The sequence below is a fragment of the Mycobacterium bourgelatii genome, from assembly GCF_010723575.1.
Lineage (GTDB): Bacteria > Actinomycetota > Actinomycetes > Mycobacteriales > Mycobacteriaceae > Mycobacterium > Mycobacterium bourgelatii.
The window spans coordinates 853669-867761 of record NZ_BLKZ01000002.1; the positions used below are offsets into that span (position 1 = coordinate 853669).

The following is a 14093-nucleotide window of genomic DNA, read 5'->3' on the forward strand; positions in this document are numbered from 1 at the left end:
GATTGCATGCCTGAGTACGACTACGAAGAGTTGAAGAAGGAAGCCGAGCAGTACATCAAGTTCGAGAAGGACGTCAAGAACAAGATCGCCTACATCACCTTCGACCGTCCCGAGGCGCAGAACTCCACGACACTGGGCATGCGGCAGAACTACGCCGACCTGATCCACAAGTGCAACGTCGACGACGACGTCAAAGTAGTGGTAATCCGCGGTGAGGGCGAGGATTTCGGCAGCGGCGGTGACCTGCCCGAACAGCGAGGGATGCTGGAGAACCCCGGCATGCCGTTGCTGCACGAACTGGCGATCAACGACGACAACGTCAAGTACCCGCCTGGTGGCTCGTACCGCTACCTGTCCACCGTCACCGACTTCTATGCCAAGGCACGGGCGGGAAACCGTCCGCTGCAAGAGCTTCGGAAGATCAGCATCATCGAAGCCAAGGGCTACTGCTACGGTTGGCACTTCTACCAGGCCGGCGACGCCGACCTGGTGATCTCCTCCGACGACGCGCTGTTCGGGCATCCGGCGTTCCGCTACGTGGGATGGGGGCCGCGGCTGTGGTGGTGGGCCGAGACCATGGGCCTGCGCAAGTTCTCCGAAATGCTGTTCACTGGGCGACCTTTCACCGCCAAAGAGATGTACGAATGCGGATTCCTCAACAGCGTCGTGCCGCGGGAGAAGCTGGAAGAAGAGACGCTGAAGTACGCGATGGCGTGTTCGCGTTCACGTCCGACGGACACGGTTGCGGTCCAGAAGACCTTCCTCGAACTGTACAAGCAGCACAAGGGTGAATACTTCGGCAGCTTGCTCACCGGCATGGTCGAGGGAATGCTGCCTTTGATCGCCAACGATCAGGCCGACGAAGTCGACCTCACCGAGGGCACCTTCGGCAAGGGACTCAACAACGTGGTGAAGGACAACGACATGAACTTTCCGCCGGAGTGGCGTCTTAGCCGGTCGGGACGCAAGAAGCCCTGATCTTGATCGGCTCGCGAACCGGAGCCTGCGCATGACGCCGCCCCTGGCACACACCGTGGCCCTGGTGACCGGTGCCAGCAGTGGTATCGGAGCCGCGACGGCCACTGCACTCGCCGCGAGCGGCGCCGCCGTGGCACTGCTTGCGCGCCGGGCGGAGCGGCTGCGGGATCTGCAGGCGCACATCGAATCCGAGGGTGGGACAGCCCTTGTCGTGCCCGCCGACGTCACAGACGCCGACGAGGTGTCCGCCGCTGTCCAGCACACGGTCGCAAAGCTAGGCCGCCTCGACATTGTGGTGAACAATGCGGGCTTGATGCGCATGGGATTGGCCACCGAGGCACCACTTCAGGACTGGGATGAACTGGTGTCAGTCAACGTGAACGGCGTTCTCTATGTAACACGAGCCGCGCTTCCGCACCTGGTTGCCGCGGCAGCCGATTCGCCGCGAGGCGTGGCCGATCTCGTGATGATCAGCTCCACCGCGGGTTGGGTTGCCCGGCCCGGTACGGCCGTCTACTCTTTGACCAAATTTGGCGCGAACGCGTTCAGCGAGGCCATCCGACAAGAGGTCCTCGGCAAGCGGGTCCGGGTTGGGGTCGTCGGCCCGGGAACGGTGGACACCGAGATCTTCGATCACTTGGCGGAGCCGTCCCGGCAAGCCATCGAGCGGCAGACGGCCGACATGACCAAGCTACGCTCGGAAGACATTGCCGATGCCGTGCTCTACATGGTCACCCGCGACCGCAGGGTCGCCATCAATCACATGCTGGTCCGGGCGGCCGAGCAGACCTGGTAATAGCTGGAGCACAACACAATTGAATGCATCCTCGGTGACCGAGGGCCGACTGCGCGAACGACAGATCCCTCGATCTGAAACCGGCACCCATCGGCCGCCGAAGTGTTTACGACTCGGTTTCCCGCGGAACCCACGCCCGAGAGGCTAATGTCGACTCGTCTTTGATCGCATCGGCAACGGGAAGTCGGGCATGTTGCAGTATGACGAAACGAGCGCACGGTTGGCTGCACTCGTTGATGCGCAGGTAGCTCGCGAACAAGGACGCGCCGCGGTTAGCGGCCTAGGCCATCTGAATGACGATCAGCTGGCGGATGAGATCCGGGATGCTTATGAGGCGTTGTGCCTGCATACGTCTGAGGGCAACTATCTGGTGCAGGCGCTGCGCATCCTCAGCCAAAGGCATTATGCGGATCCTTACGCGGACCCCGCTGCCCATCGTTCAGCGATGGTGCGGACCGTCTGGCTCCACACGAAGGCGGGTCGGTCCAGGTGGCGTCGGCGCAAGATGTGGCGGACGCGCGGCGTAGCGGGACCCCTCCACTACAAGGCGCGTAGGAACGCCGTGGGGATTCTGTGGGCAATCACGTTGTTCTTCGGCTTTCCGCTGATCCTGATGGCCGCGACCGGCTTCAGGATCGGTCATCCTGGGGACGCTGAAGCCTTCTCGAAGGCCGTTCTCATCCCGTTGTCGTTGCTCTTGGTGGCGTATCTGCATGCCAAGGTCAAGGAACTGCTGGCGGTGCAACGCTGCGAGGTGAATCCCGACGGCACCATCACCCTGATTCGGTACGACCGTCGAATTCCCTTCGACGTGAAGCACTATCGCTACGTTCGGATGTATCGCTGGGTATGGGGTGCGCCCCGCCACCAGACCGTGCCCGGCATGCTCATCTTGCGGCGGGACTCGCCGCTGACATTCTGGGCTGCGCTGAGCACCCATATATATCCGCGTTTTGACGACGAACGCGTCATCGTGTTCCTGCAGACCTGGCGGACGCCTGACGGTACCCGGATCTCGCCCGACGCCATGGGACAGGTGTTTTGCCAGGCCTGCGTACGTGCGGGCCGCACGCCGTTGGAGGTCGAATACGGCACCTCCGGTTGGGAACTCGAGGACGAATATTGATCGCAGGTGGCTAGGAGTCCGGACTGGTCGTCAGCACTTCGGCCACAGTGATCACGAGTCGAATGGGGCCATGCGCACCGCCAGCGGAAAGCCGCAGCGCATCAACAGGCTGAATCGCCCTTTCGGCACCGCCGCGGCCTCGGCCCGCACCATGTCAAGGAGTTGACTTTTCAAATCACCTCGGGGATAACGGCGCAACGTCTCTTCGACATTGCCTGGGGTGATGTCCCAGATCCGCAAGCCGGCGATATCGACCATCGCGCCCCACTGCACGTAGCACCCCAGCGCGCCGTCGGCCTCCACCGTGACGCCCGGCGTCAGGTGCACACAGATGCCGTCGGCAAGCAGTTCCCTTCGGTCTTCGGGTAGCTGTGCGGCCTGCGCGCAGGTGCGCATGCGCTCGACGCTGGCCAGCGTGAAATCGCGGTTCGGCGTTGGGGCGACGATGCCATGGTCGTGCAGCAGTGCGCCGCAATAGAAGAGCTCGTCGTCCAACTCGTTTCCGTCGACGGCGGCAAGGGCACGTCCGAACATCCAGGTGCGGTAGGAGTGGCCCACAACGACGTCCGGCAGTTCCGCGCAGGCCTGCTCGGCCTCCCGCGCGAACTTCGAATCCGGCACCCGGAACGTGTCCAAGTCGATGCGTGCGGCTGCGGCCGGAATGCGGCCGAGCGCGAGTCTGACTCTGCCGACGGCATTTTGCCACTGTCCCAAGGCAATTGCCGCCACCAGTCGGCGTCGCTCAGCGCGGGACAACTGGCCACCGCTCCGCTCCACCCAAGCCAGACCGCCCAGCCGATTGAAATCGGGCGTGCTCATCAACCAGATCTTACGGCCCTGTGTGCGTGTTGCCTGATCGGCGAACGCCGTGCCGCACCACGCCGACATGACGAGCTGACGGTGTGCGTCGGTCGAGATCTGCACGAGCAGTGATGATTTGCACACACCGCCGCGCTCGGCTCCGAGCGGTGCGGTACTCCGAACGCGTAACAGCCACTCGACTGGACCTGCAGCCGCGTCCTGGATCGCAGGGTAGAAGCAGTGCACAATGACGCGATGCGCGCAGCGTTAGTCAGTTGCCGGTTCCTCCTCGCCGTAGCCGTCATATTGGCCCCGGTCGGTTGCGGTCCTAGTGAGCGGCAAAATGGCGATCCGTCAGGGCCAGGCGCGGCGGGTGACTTTGCCGGTCCCGTGGACATCGGCGACGGCCGCCACCTCTACCTCGAATGCCGCGGCCAGGGGGGCCCGACGATCGTGCTGGAATCCGGCTACCACGACTCGTCCGATCCCTGGGTCCAGTCCGACGCTGCCGCGCCCGCCGTCGGTCCCGCTGTGCTCGCTGCCCTTGCCGGCGGTCATCGGGTCTGCGCGTACGACCGGCCCGGCACGGTGCGACACTCAGATCCGCCCAGCATCAGCGACCGCAGCACACCCGCCGCGATGCCGCGTACCGCCCGCGACGTGGTGAACGACCTCCACAATCTGCTCGAAGCCGCCCACATCCCAGGCCCTTATGTTCTGGTCGGGCATTCGCTGGGAGGCGTGTTTGCCCGGCTCTACGCTCAGACCCACCCCAACGAGGTACGTGCCATCCTTTTCGTCGACGCGTTCTCCGTCGAGATGCCGGCGCTGATGGGCGCCCAATGGCCCACCTACAAGGAGTCGCTCGATACTCCGTCGCCGCAGCTCAAAGACACCGCCTCGTTCGAAATGATCGACATCGAGCAGAGCGTCGGCCAAGTGGCCACCGCTCCCGCGTTGCCTGACGTTCCGATCATGGTGCTGACCAAGGGCGACCCATTCGTGCCTCCGTCGTCCGTGCCGCCCGAGAAGGCGGAGTTTTCCGCGAAGCTGGAACAGGCTTGGCTGCAAGGCCAATCAGAGCTTGTGGCGCTCCGCCCACAAACACCGCAGGTCGTCGCGGCCGGCAGCGATCACTATGTCCAGATTCATCAACCTGATCTGGTCGTGGCCGGTGTCGAGCTGTTGCTGCGCCGCGCCGCCGGCAACCGATGAGGCCGGACTAAGGGGTCTTGAGAAATACGTCGTTGAGCGTGACGGTGCGAAGGTTCCGCTCGCGGATGATCTCGACCAGTTGCGGATACACATGGGTGACGGGCTTGTGATTGAGGTGTCCGATCACGATGGCCTGCGGGGTGAAGAATTGGTCGGCCATCTCGATGATGTATTCCTCGGTGATCAGCGTCGAATCCGATAGCGATCCCGACCACAACACCGGGACGGTGTAGCCGAATTCTGCCGCGACAGCGTCAACCTCGGCATTGCGCTTCGCATACGGGGGTCGCCAATAGGGTTTCGCGCCGCTGCCATAGGTCTTCTTGAGGAAGTCGTCGTTTCGCTTAAGTTGTTGGGCGATCTCACTTTTCGGAAGCGTCGTCAGATCCGGGTGGGACCAGGTGTGGTTGCCCAACTGGATCTGGCCGGACTCGACCAGCGGACGTAGCGCCGCGACGTTTTCGGTCCAGGAGTCGTAGACCCCGTTGACGAAGAAGGTCAGGCGGATGCCGGTGTCCTTGGCGAATTGGGTGTAGGCGCCGACGACTTCGCTGCTCACGCCGTCGTCCACGGTCAGCGCGAGCAGGTCGCCGTTCCCGGGGAGCTGGCTCAGTGCCCCACCGCCGGGCAGTCGGATGCGCGAGGTCGGCGGTGGCGGTGGCAGCAAGCCCCCGGTGGACCGCCCCGCGAATAGCGATTCGCCGGGGTTGGGTGTCGGCGTCTGGGCGAAAGTCCGGGATTGTGGGTCGACGATGCACCGGGCCGCTCCCACCGCCAGCACTGTGCTGGCTGCGAGCGACCCTAGGAAACGGCGCCGGTTCAGATCTGACATTTCTGCGCCGCCATTCCGGTGGGCCACAACCCAGTTGGACCCGGCCGCGGGGCACCTAGGTCAACTGTCGACGTCACCACAGCAGCGAACCGTACCAGCGCCAGGGTCGATTTGCGGGGTACGCAGCGGGAGGGTCGGCCTCCTATTTGCCAACGGAGATCGACTTGTGACGTAAGTCAGGAAGAAGCCTGCCTTGGTGCGCGACCAGCGGCAGCGTGAGCAGGGCGGACGCCGGCGTAGGACGCGCCGCGAGCCGACGGCCGGGCGGCGGCGAGATCGCGTCAAAGTAACCGAAACGTCACTCGACGGACTGTTTATGGCGTTGTTTGCTCACGAAGGGTCGGGAGCGTCCCAGGCGACCACGCCGGAGACCCAGTGGCTGAGTTCCCGTACCTCGTCGTTGCGGTGCAGGTGGCGTGGTGGTGTCGCGAAAGTCGAATAGGGCCGGCAGCGGATCACCACGCGGTTTTCGCGTTCACACATCACTTCGACGCTGGGCCGGGCCTCGGCGCCGAGCGGTTGCCCGGACATCCGGCCCGCGACCGCCATCATGACGTCGACCGCGAGGGCGCGGTCGGTGTCGATGGTGGCATCGGCGTACACCTGCAAGTAGGTGAAGGGCCACCGCTCGTCGAGAACGCACAGGCTGACCTTCCCGTCGCGCCGAACTACGCGGGCCTTGCCGCGTCCGGCCATGGTCGACACCAGTAGCTCATCGTCGTCGGTGGGGATGTAGTAGACGACGGACATCGACGGGCCGTCGTTGCGGCGGCGGTACCCGAACACGCACGTGCGGTGGGTGCGGACGAATTCCCGACGCTCGGAGGGGAGCATGTCGCGGTCGGTGGGAGCGGTATACGGCTCGGCGGCCAGGGGCATCAGCATGGCGAAGCATCCTCGCGACGAGGGGCGTTGACCCCAAAACTATTAATGGATACAGTGTGACCATAAATATGCACGACGTCAACCAGCGGACTTCCGGCCGTCCCCGGGGTCGTCCGCCAATGCCGCCGGACCGGATCGTCGCCGCGGCCCTCGAACTCGTCGATGAGCAAGGCGCAGACGCGTTGTCGATGCGATCGCTGGCGCAGCGCCTCGGATCGGGGACGGCCACGCTTTATCGACATTTCGCCAGCCGCGACGAAGTGGTCGCGATGGTCGTCGACCGGATGCTCGGAGAGGTCGATCTGGACGCCACCGCGGTAGCCGTCCTGCCCTGGCAGCAGGCCTGTACGTCGTTCGCGGAGCGGATGTTCGACGCCCTGAGCCGGCACGGCAATGTCGCGCCGTTGTTGGTCGGGCATGTCCCGGTGGGACCCAATGCGACGGCCCTTCGCGAACTTATGTTGTCGGTCCTGCTCGACCACGACTTCCCGCCCGCGACCGCCGCTCGCGTCTATGCAACCCTGACGCGCTACGTGCTCGGTTTCGCGATCCAGCGCACGTGCGAGCGACACGACTCCGAGGTTGCCTCGGTATTCCGCGGTCTTGATCCCGCAGGCTTTCCCGCGACGGCGGCCGTGGCCGGCGACTTACCCGTTCCTCTGGAAGAGGAGTTCGCGTTCGGATTACGGCTGATCGTGACCGGGCTGGAGCGCGGATCGTCAGGCATGGGTTCCTGACGATCCGCGGACCAGGATTTATTCGCCGAAGTTCGCGCCAGCCGGCGCCGGTGCCGGAGCGGGAGCGGGACCGGCGTTCAGACGACTCGCGGCGAACGCCGCGCCCTGCTCGATCATGGCGCCGTCGTCGGCGTAGGTGTTGTGTGCGGCGAAGTTCATCCCCTCCGAGCACACCGGGTCATCGGTGGCACAGATCTTGATGGTCTTGGCTTGGTACATGGGGCCGATGGCCACCGGTGGTTGGCCGAGGAATTCCATGGCCCGCACGTTCGGTAAGCCGAACAGGACAACCGACGAGATGTTGTCGGCGATAGCGGGATCCAGCGGCTTCGGAACGCTTGCGGGGTCGATCCCGGCCGGGACGGCGGCCGAGGTGACGAATCCCATGACGGCCGCGCCCTGAGAGAACCCGCCGAGCACCATGCTGGTCTTGGGGCAGGCGCTTGCCATGGACACGACGTGCGCCCCCGCGTCTCTAATCCCGTCGACGCCGGTGGCCCACTCCTCGCTGGCTGGGTAGTTGACCGCGTATACGCCCAGTGACTTTGCGCCGATGCGCGGACGCAGCGAATCGATGAATGCCTGACCCGTTGGTCCAGGTCCAGGCTCCTCGCCCGTGCCGCGCGCGAATACGACTTCGACGTCGGGGCACGGCTGGGCGGAGGCAGTGGGGACAGCGGATCCATTGAGGACTGAGGTGCCCAGACAAGTGGCCGCTACCGCTGCAGGAACTATGAATCGAACGACGTGGCGTGCACTCATGCCGCAATTGTGCCCACCAAGACGCGTTTCAAAACCACCATATTTGGCACATTCTGATCGTGCTCAAATACAGCTAAGCGCTGGCCCGGTTGACCTGCGGCAGGACGTCGTCGACCAGCAACTGCAGACTGGCCCAACCGTCGTCGATCGGGAGCCCGCCGACCAGCGGATTTACCACGACTTCCGTTCTCCCGCTGCGAATCTGGTCAATTAGTTGCGCCGGTGTAAGTATCTCGACGCTGTTGAGTCGGCGCAGGTCGGCAACGGATGTTGCAGGCGTCTCATTGGGCCGGGGTACCCCGGCGCGCCGCCACGCACTGTATTCGGCGACCTCAGTCATGATGAAACCGCCGTAACGAGACCAGGCTTCGTCGGGATCGGCGTGCAGCAGCGTGACAGTACTGCCATTTTCGGGGTAGTAGGCGAAGCCGGTCTTGCCGTGTCTGAGCAACTCCTGCTCGTAAACCGCCACCAAGTCGGGCATTGGCATCGGTGGCGAGAAGGGCAATCCGAAGCGCGCCGCCCGCCGCGCCGCCGCTGGGGTCATCCCCCCGACGAAAACGATTGGATGTGGCCGGGTGTGCGGCTTTGGCGTTACGTCGATGCGCTTGCCCTGATATTCGAAAGGTTCGTCACGCCATGCCTGGAGCAGTACTGACAGGCAGTGGTCCATCAGGACTCCGCGGCGCAACCAGTCCTTTCCGGCGGCGTGGTACTCCTCGGGGCGGTAGCCCATCCCGGCGACGAAGCTGAAACGGCCCTGGGTGATGTTGTCCAGCACGGCGACATCTTCGGCAAGCCGTATCGGGTCGTAGAGCGGAACGATCAAGGCATTGATGCTGATTCGCACCTTGCGGGTTCTGCCGGCGACCGCGGCGGCCAGGATCAGGGGCGACGGTAGCCATCCCGTCGCCGCAAGGTGGTGTTCCTCCGCGCTTACGGCGGTGAAGCCGCTCCGGTCCGCATACTCCGCCATCTCGAGCGCGGCCTGATAGCGGTCCCCATGGCGCGCGTTCGGGTCGGCAATGTTGGTCATATTCAGCCGTAAGGCGGTGAGCAGGCCCATTTTTGACGGTCGTCAAGCCTGGCCGCGGGTGCGTGCGAACAGGGTTCCCCGGATGAGACTCTTGGCCGAGTCCAGGGTGGCGTCATAGGCGTCCGGCGAGAGACTGGCCGCCCGTTCCGACAGGCCGCGGGTCAGCGCGCAAATCGCATCCACCGTCGCGGCCGCGTTAGTTTCCGGTGACAGCAACCCCTGCGCCTGTGCATCGGCGATGATTTCGGTGACGACGTCGCGCAGCGCTCTGGACCCCGGGTATTGAGGGCCACCGTGGGGGAGTTGGGCGGCGCTCTCGGCGCGCACCGCACGCAGGAAGGCCGCCAGGTCGGGAAATTCGCGCCGCAACCGCTTCGACTCGTCCAGTACCGCATCGAGCCGGTCCACGACGTCAGCGGATTTTGCCGCAGCGGCGCGAAGCCGCGGCAGAACGACCTCCTCGATCTCCGCGCCGGTCGCTCTGAGCAGCTCCGATTTGTTCGGAAAGTAGTGGTACAGACTGCCGCTGGTCATGTCGGCAGCTTTGGCGATCTCACGGATGGTGGCCTGGGTGTAGCCGACCTGCGCGACACAACGCATGGCGGCCGTGAGAATCCGCCGGCGGGTGTGCTCACCGCTGGCGCCGACCGGTCGGCCCAGGTGAGCCCCTGATTCAGATGGCGCGACGGCCACTTGGCAAACCCCTCAGCGGACAACCGAAGTAATCGATCAATCGAATATATTCGACGACAACGGTGCCCTCGTCGAAAGGGTGGACACGACCACCATGACCCGTCCCCAGCTGGGCCGCCCGGTGGGCGCTAGCGGCGAGGAGACTCGCATGCGCATCATTTTCGCGGCCATGAAATGCGTGGCTGAGGTCGGCTACGCGCGGGCGACCATCCGGGAGATCGCGCGTACGGCGAAGGTGACCAGCGCGAGCCTCTACAACTACTTTCCGAACAAGGCGGAACTGATCAAGGCGACGATCGCGGCCCGGGCCGAATTCGCTATGCCCCTACTGCGGAAGGCCGCGGAAGGCCCTGGGGACATCGTCGGCCGGATCGAAGCGGTGCTCGACGAATGTGGCCGCCTGGTGCGCAGGTATCCCGACCTGGCCGCGTTCGAGTGGGCCATCCGGGCCGACCAGGGCATGATCCTGGATGCCCCGGACACGGTCGGGCGACTCGGGCCGGAGAGCGGATTCACGACGTTTCGCCAGCTCATCGAGGGGCTCGTCGATGACGCAAACCGGGCGGGCGAGTTGGGGACGGGAACGGACCCACAGGGTGTCGTCGAGGTGATCTATGCGCTCATCTTCGGCCTGACGGAACTGGCGGCGACATTGCCGCCGGAGGAATACACCGCCGCCCTCGATGCGGCGAAGGTCATGGTCAGGGGCGCGTTGTTCGAGGCGGCCTGACGGAAAGCCCCGTCGGTGCCTCTTGAATTGATCAAGCGATTACTTATATGGTCGATGTCTCGGAGAGTGGAGTCGAGACCTTGACGGAGACGGTTCGCCCGGCGTTGGACGTCGACGCCCTGCGCCAGAAATATGCCGAGGAACGAGCCCGGCGATTGCGTACCGACGGGATCGCCCAGTACGTGGAGATCGCGGGCGAATTTGCCCACTTCGGTGCGGACCCGTGGGCGGACCCGGCTTTCACGCGGAACCCACTGGCCGACGAGGTGGACGTCGCGATCATCGGGGCCGGATTCGGCGGCTTGCTGACGGGTGCGCGGCTGCGCGAACTCGGGGTGCAAAGCGTGCGTTTGATCGACCGCGCGGCCGACGTGGGTGGCACCTGGTACTGGAACCGGTATCCGGGCATTGCCTGCGACGTCGAGTCCTACGTGTACATGCCGCTGTTGGAAGAGCTCGGATACTTGCCGACGGAGAAGTATGCCAAGGGGGCGGAAATCTTCGCCCACTGTCAACGCATCGCCGAGCATTACGACCTGTACCGGGACGCCTGCCTGCAGACCGATGTGTACGAGATCCGTTGGGATTCGGCAGCTTCACGATGGATCATCCGAACCAACCACGGCGACGAGATGCGGGCGCGATTCGTCTCCATGGCCAACGGCTATCAGGCCAAGCCCAAACTGCCCGGCATTCCAGGAATCCGGTCGTTTCGCGGTCACAGCTTCCACACCAGCCGCTGGGATTACCGCTACACCGGTGAGAATCTGGAACAGCTTGGTGATAAGCGCGTCGGGATCATCGGTACGGGTGCCACGGCGATTCAATGCGTGCCGCACCTCGGGGCGGCAGCGCAACAATTGTTCGTCTTCCAACGCACCCCGTCGTCAGTCGATGTGCGCGCCAACGGGCCCACGGATCAGCAGTGGGCCAACGGTTTACGGCCAGGCTGGCAGCGTGAACGCATCCAGAACTTCCAGATCCTGACCGCCGGTGGACAGGCGGAGAAGGACCTGGTCGCCGATGCCTGGACGAGCATCACCCGCAAGCTGCCCGTCATGCGCCATGACACCGACGGTTTGGTGAACCCCGAACAACGCACGCGTGACATCGAATTGGCGGATTTCGCCAAGATGGAGGAGATCCGGGCGCGCGTCGACGACGTCGTGATCGACCGCGCCACCGCCGAGGCGCTCAAACCCTGGTACGGCTATTTCTGTAAGCGGCCATGCTTCCACGACGACTATCTGCAGACGTTCAACCGCGACAACGTCACGCTCGTCGACACCCGCGGACGCGGCGTAGAGCGCATCATCGAGTCTGGCGTGGTCGTCGACGGCGTGCTGTATGAGCTTGACTGCTTGATTTTTGCGACCGGGTTCGAGGTCGGCACTGATTACTGCCGTCGCACCGGGTTCGAGTTGATCGGCCGCGATGGAATGACATTGACCGAGCGCTGGCGCGATGGTGTGCGTACCTTCCAGGGCTTGCACGCCAACGGTTTTCCGAATTGCTTCATCCAGAGCATCGCCCAGGCGGGGTTGACGGTGAACTTCCCGTACCTGCTCGACGTGCAGGCCACCCACACCGCGTGGATCATCGCCTGGGCGCTAGAGCATGGCGTCGTCGAGGTGCAAGCCGCGCCGAGCGCCGAGGCTCAATGGGTGGATACGGTGTTACAGCGCTCGACAGCGAGCGCCGGCCGGGCAAAGACCTGCACCCCCGGCTACTACAACCGGGAGGGCATGGCCGACACCAAGACCCGTCAGGGCAGCTTCTTCTTCGGTACGCCCACCGAGTACGCCGACCTCCTCGAGGCGTGGCGGGCGCACGGCGACATGGCGGGGTTAGAGATTCGCGGCGGACAGGCCAGCGGATGACGGGCCGGCGGTACGTGATCGGGCGGTTGTGGGCGGCCACTCGGCGTCGCCGATCGCCGCGGGTGGCGATCATCGGGGCCGGATTCGGTGGGCTTGGCGTGGCGGTGGCGTTGCGGCGCCGGGGAATCGGCGATCTGGTCATCATCGAGGCCGCGGACGGCGTCGGAGGTACCTGGCGGCGAAACACCTATCCCGGTGCCGCATGCGACATCCAGAGCCATCTGTATTCGTTCTCGTTCGCGCCCAACAAATCCTGGAGCCGCACCTACGCACGGCAGCCCGAGATTTTGGCCTACCTGGAATCGGTGGCTGACGAGTTCGATCTGCGTCGCCACCTGATGTTGGAAACGCGGGTACATAGCGCTCGATGGAACTCGGAAACCTGGCAGTGGGACTTGCGGCTCGACAGCGGCGGGCGGTCCTCGGATCTGACCGCCGACGTGGTGGTCAGCGCGGTCGGTCTGTTCGGATCGGTGAAGCTACCTGACATCGCCGGTCTTTCAAACTTCAACGGCGTCCTCATGCACACCGCACAGTGGGATCACGGTGTCGACCTGACCGGCAAGCGGGTGGCGGTGATCGGTACTGGCGCCAGTGGCGTGCAGGTCATCCCCGAATTGGCCAGGGTTGCAAGTCGCTTGACGGTGTTTCAGCGCAATCCGCCCTGGATGGTTCCCAAGGATGACCGCCCGTACACCGCAGCGGAATTGGCGCGCTTCCGGCGCGACCCACTGGCGGTGCGCCGAACCCGTTGGCAGATCTGGAAATTCCAGCACGACAACACCGCAACAATGGCCGACGATCCGGTGGTGGCCGCGCGGTCGACGATCGCGACATCCTTTCTGGAGCGCACCGTGCCCGACGAGCAACTGCGGGCCGCCCTGACACCGGGCTATCCGTTCCGCTGCAAGCGGGTGTTGCTGGGCGACGATTATTACCGCGCGTTGCAGCAAGAGAATGCCGAGTTGGTCACCGAACCGATCGAACGGGTCTCGGAGACTTCGGTCATCACTGCCGCGGGTGAGGCCGTCGAGGTTGACGCGCTCGTGCTGGCCACCGGGTTCGAAACGTCGAGCTACCTTTCGGGCATCGAGCTCGTGGGCAACGATGGCCAAAGCCTGCATGAGCGCTGGGGCACCGATCCCAGCGCCTACCTGGGCGTGGCCATCAGCGGGTTCCCGAACTTCTTCATGCTGTACGGCCCCAACACCAATCAGGGCGGCAATTCGATTGTCTACATCCTTGAGGCCGGGGCGCGGCTGGTGGCCAGCGCGGTCACTCGGCTCGCGCGCCGCGGCGGATACGTCGATGTGCGACCCGAGGCCGAGCGACGCTTCAACGACGAACTATCGGCCGACCTGGAACGCAGTATCTGGACACGCTGCGACAGCTACTTCCGTTCGCCGAGCGGTCGCGTGGTGACCCAGTGGCCATATACGGAGTTGGAATACGCGCGGCGCACGTGGCGGCTACGCCCGCGCGACTGGTCGCACCGCGCCCTTACCTTTTCGCCGAGCAACCGCAGAAGCCCCGCCCTAGCGCAGAAGTAAGGCGCGTCGGCACCCGCCCGGGGAGTGGGAGGTGCTGCTGAGAAACATACGATCAAACGATTGATTAGGTTT

General features: G+C 64.4%; 14 protein-coding genes. 8 read left to right on the forward strand and 6 right to left on the reverse strand.

Annotation, left to right across the window (positions count from 1 at the left end; all coding sequences use genetic code 11):
• Positions 1 to 6 precede the first annotated feature (6 nt).
• The 3 genes from G6N68_RS28950 (at position 7) to G6N68_RS28960 (ending at position 2900) form a co-directional block, all read left to right on the forward strand.
• On the forward strand, positions 7 to 978 hold the full coding sequence (locus G6N68_RS28950; RefSeq protein ID WP_163719561.1) for an enoyl-CoA hydratase/isomerase family protein: 972 nt from the start codon (positions 7 to 9) through the stop codon (positions 976 to 978).
• A 31-nt stretch (positions 979 to 1009) separates the two neighbouring features.
• Positions 1010 to 1774: an SDR family NAD(P)-dependent oxidoreductase gene (locus G6N68_RS28955; protein WP_163719562.1), complete on the forward strand. Its 765-nt coding sequence runs from the start codon at positions 1010 to 1012 to the stop codon at positions 1772 to 1774.
• A gap of 220 nt (positions 1775 to 1994) precedes the next feature.
• Positions 1995 to 2900 (forward strand): hypothetical protein, encoded by a 906-nt coding sequence (locus tag G6N68_RS28960; RefSeq protein WP_163719563.1) that lies wholly within the window; start codon positions 1995 to 1997, stop codon positions 2898 to 2900.
• Between the two features lie 51 nt (positions 2901 to 2951).
• On the opposite strand, the gene G6N68_RS28965 is transcribed toward G6N68_RS28960, so the two are convergent.
• Positions 2952 to 3719 (reverse strand): HD domain-containing protein, encoded by a 768-nt coding sequence (locus G6N68_RS28965; RefSeq protein ID WP_163719564.1) that lies wholly within the window; start codon positions 3717 to 3719, stop codon positions 2952 to 2954.
• A 237-nt stretch (positions 3720 to 3956) separates the two neighbouring features.
• On the opposite strand from G6N68_RS28965, the gene G6N68_RS28970 reads away from it, so the two are divergent.
• The gene (locus G6N68_RS28970) at positions 3957 to 4916 is read left to right on the forward strand and encodes an alpha/beta fold hydrolase (protein ID WP_163719565.1); all 960 of its coding nucleotides are present in this window, start codon (positions 3957 to 3959) and stop codon (positions 4914 to 4916) included.
• A 7-nt stretch (positions 4917 to 4923) separates the two neighbouring features.
• Here the strand turns inward: G6N68_RS28970 and G6N68_RS28975 are convergent, their stop codons facing one another.
• Together G6N68_RS28975 and G6N68_RS28980 are read right to left on the reverse strand one after the other, a co-directional pair.
• Complete coding sequence (locus tag G6N68_RS28975; protein ID WP_163720036.1) at positions 4924 to 5739, reverse strand: polysaccharide deacetylase family protein; 816 nt, start codon at positions 5737 to 5739, stop codon at positions 4924 to 4926.
• 339 nt (positions 5740 to 6078) lie between these two features.
• Entirely contained in the window at positions 6079 to 6633 is a 555-nt protein-coding gene (locus tag G6N68_RS28980; RefSeq protein WP_163719566.1) for a pyridoxamine 5'-phosphate oxidase family protein, read from the reverse strand.
• Positions 6634 to 6701: 68 nt separating this feature from the next.
• Between G6N68_RS28980 and G6N68_RS28985 the strand changes: the two genes are divergently transcribed.
• Positions 6702 to 7370, forward strand: coding sequence for a TetR/AcrR family transcriptional regulator (locus G6N68_RS28985; protein ID WP_371871757.1), 669 nt, complete (start codon positions 6702 to 6704; stop codon positions 7368 to 7370).
• A gap of 18 nt (positions 7371 to 7388) precedes the next feature.
• Here G6N68_RS28985 and G6N68_RS28990 read toward each other — a convergent pair whose 3' ends face one another.
• The 3 genes from G6N68_RS28990 to G6N68_RS29000 all read right to left on the reverse strand — a co-directional run bounded on the left by G6N68_RS28990 (position 7389) and on the right by G6N68_RS29000 (position 9861).
• The gene (locus tag G6N68_RS28990) at positions 7389 to 8132 is read right to left on the reverse strand and encodes a cutinase family protein (protein WP_163719567.1); all 744 of its coding nucleotides are present in this window, start codon (positions 8130 to 8132) and stop codon (positions 7389 to 7391) included.
• 73 nt (positions 8133 to 8205) lie between these two features.
• Positions 8206 to 9198, reverse strand: coding sequence for an LLM class flavin-dependent oxidoreductase (locus tag G6N68_RS28995; RefSeq protein ID WP_163719568.1), 993 nt, complete (start codon positions 9196 to 9198; stop codon positions 8206 to 8208).
• Positions 9199 to 9210: 12 nt separating this feature from the next.
• Positions 9211 to 9861: a TetR/AcrR family transcriptional regulator gene (locus G6N68_RS29000; RefSeq protein WP_240355974.1), complete on the reverse strand. Its 651-nt coding sequence runs from the start codon at positions 9859 to 9861 to the stop codon at positions 9211 to 9213.
• Between the two features lie 94 nt (positions 9862 to 9955).
• On the opposite strand from G6N68_RS29000, the gene G6N68_RS29005 reads away from it, so the two are divergent.
• From G6N68_RS29005 to G6N68_RS29015, 3 genes are all read left to right on the forward strand, one after another.
• Positions 9956 to 10591, forward strand: a complete 636-nt coding sequence (locus G6N68_RS29005; protein ID WP_163719569.1) for a TetR/AcrR family transcriptional regulator — start codon at positions 9956 to 9958, stop codon at positions 10589 to 10591.
• 80 nt (positions 10592 to 10671) lie between these two features.
• On the forward strand, positions 10672 to 12471 hold the full coding sequence (locus tag G6N68_RS29010) for a flavin-containing monooxygenase (RefSeq protein WP_163719570.1): 1800 nt from the start codon (positions 10672 to 10674) through the stop codon (positions 12469 to 12471).
• Positions 12468 to 14021 carry a flavin-containing monooxygenase gene (locus G6N68_RS29015; RefSeq protein ID WP_163719571.1) on the forward strand — a complete coding sequence of 518 codons (1554 nt, stop codon included), beginning with the start codon at positions 12468 to 12470 and terminating at the stop codon, positions 14019 to 14021. The genes G6N68_RS29010 and G6N68_RS29015 overlap by 4 nt, the downstream gene beginning before the upstream one ends.
• The last annotated feature ends 72 nt before the right edge of the window (positions 14022 to 14093 follow it).

Bases quoted from the DNA above. Each gene is read 5' to 3' on its own strand.
- G6N68_RS28950 (WP_163719561.1), top strand. From the start codon at position 7: ATGCCTGAGTACGACTACGAAGAGTTGAAGAAGGAAGCCGAGCAGTAC.
- G6N68_RS28955 (WP_163719562.1), top strand. From the start codon at position 1,010: ATGACGCCGCCCCTGGCACACACCGTGGCCCTGGTGACCGGTGCCAGC.
- G6N68_RS28965 (WP_163719564.1), bottom strand. From the start codon at position 3,719: ATGAGCACGCCCGATTTCAATCGGCTGGGCGGTCTGGCTTGGGTGGAG.
- G6N68_RS28970 (WP_163719565.1), top strand. From the start codon at position 3,957: ATGCGCGCAGCGTTAGTCAGTTGCCGGTTCCTCCTCGCCGTAGCCGTC.
- G6N68_RS28980 (WP_163719566.1), bottom strand. From the start codon at position 6,633: ATGCTGATGCCCCTGGCCGCCGAGCCGTATACCGCTCCCACCGACCGC.
- G6N68_RS28985 (WP_371871757.1), top strand. From the start codon at position 6,702: ATGCACGACGTCAACCAGCGGACTTCCGGCCGTCCCCGGGGTCGTCCG.
- G6N68_RS28990 (WP_163719567.1), bottom strand. From the start codon at position 8,132: ATGAGTGCACGCCACGTCGTTCGATTCATAGTTCCTGCAGCGGTAGCG.
- G6N68_RS28995 (WP_163719568.1), bottom strand. From the start codon at position 9,198: ATGGGCCTGCTCACCGCCTTACGGCTGAATATGACCAACATTGCCGAC.
- G6N68_RS29005 (WP_163719569.1), top strand. From the start codon at position 9,956: ATGACCCGTCCCCAGCTGGGCCGCCCGGTGGGCGCTAGCGGCGAGGAG.
- G6N68_RS29015 (WP_163719571.1), top strand. From the start codon at position 12,468: ATGACGGGCCGGCGGTACGTGATCGGGCGGTTGTGGGCGGCCACTCGG.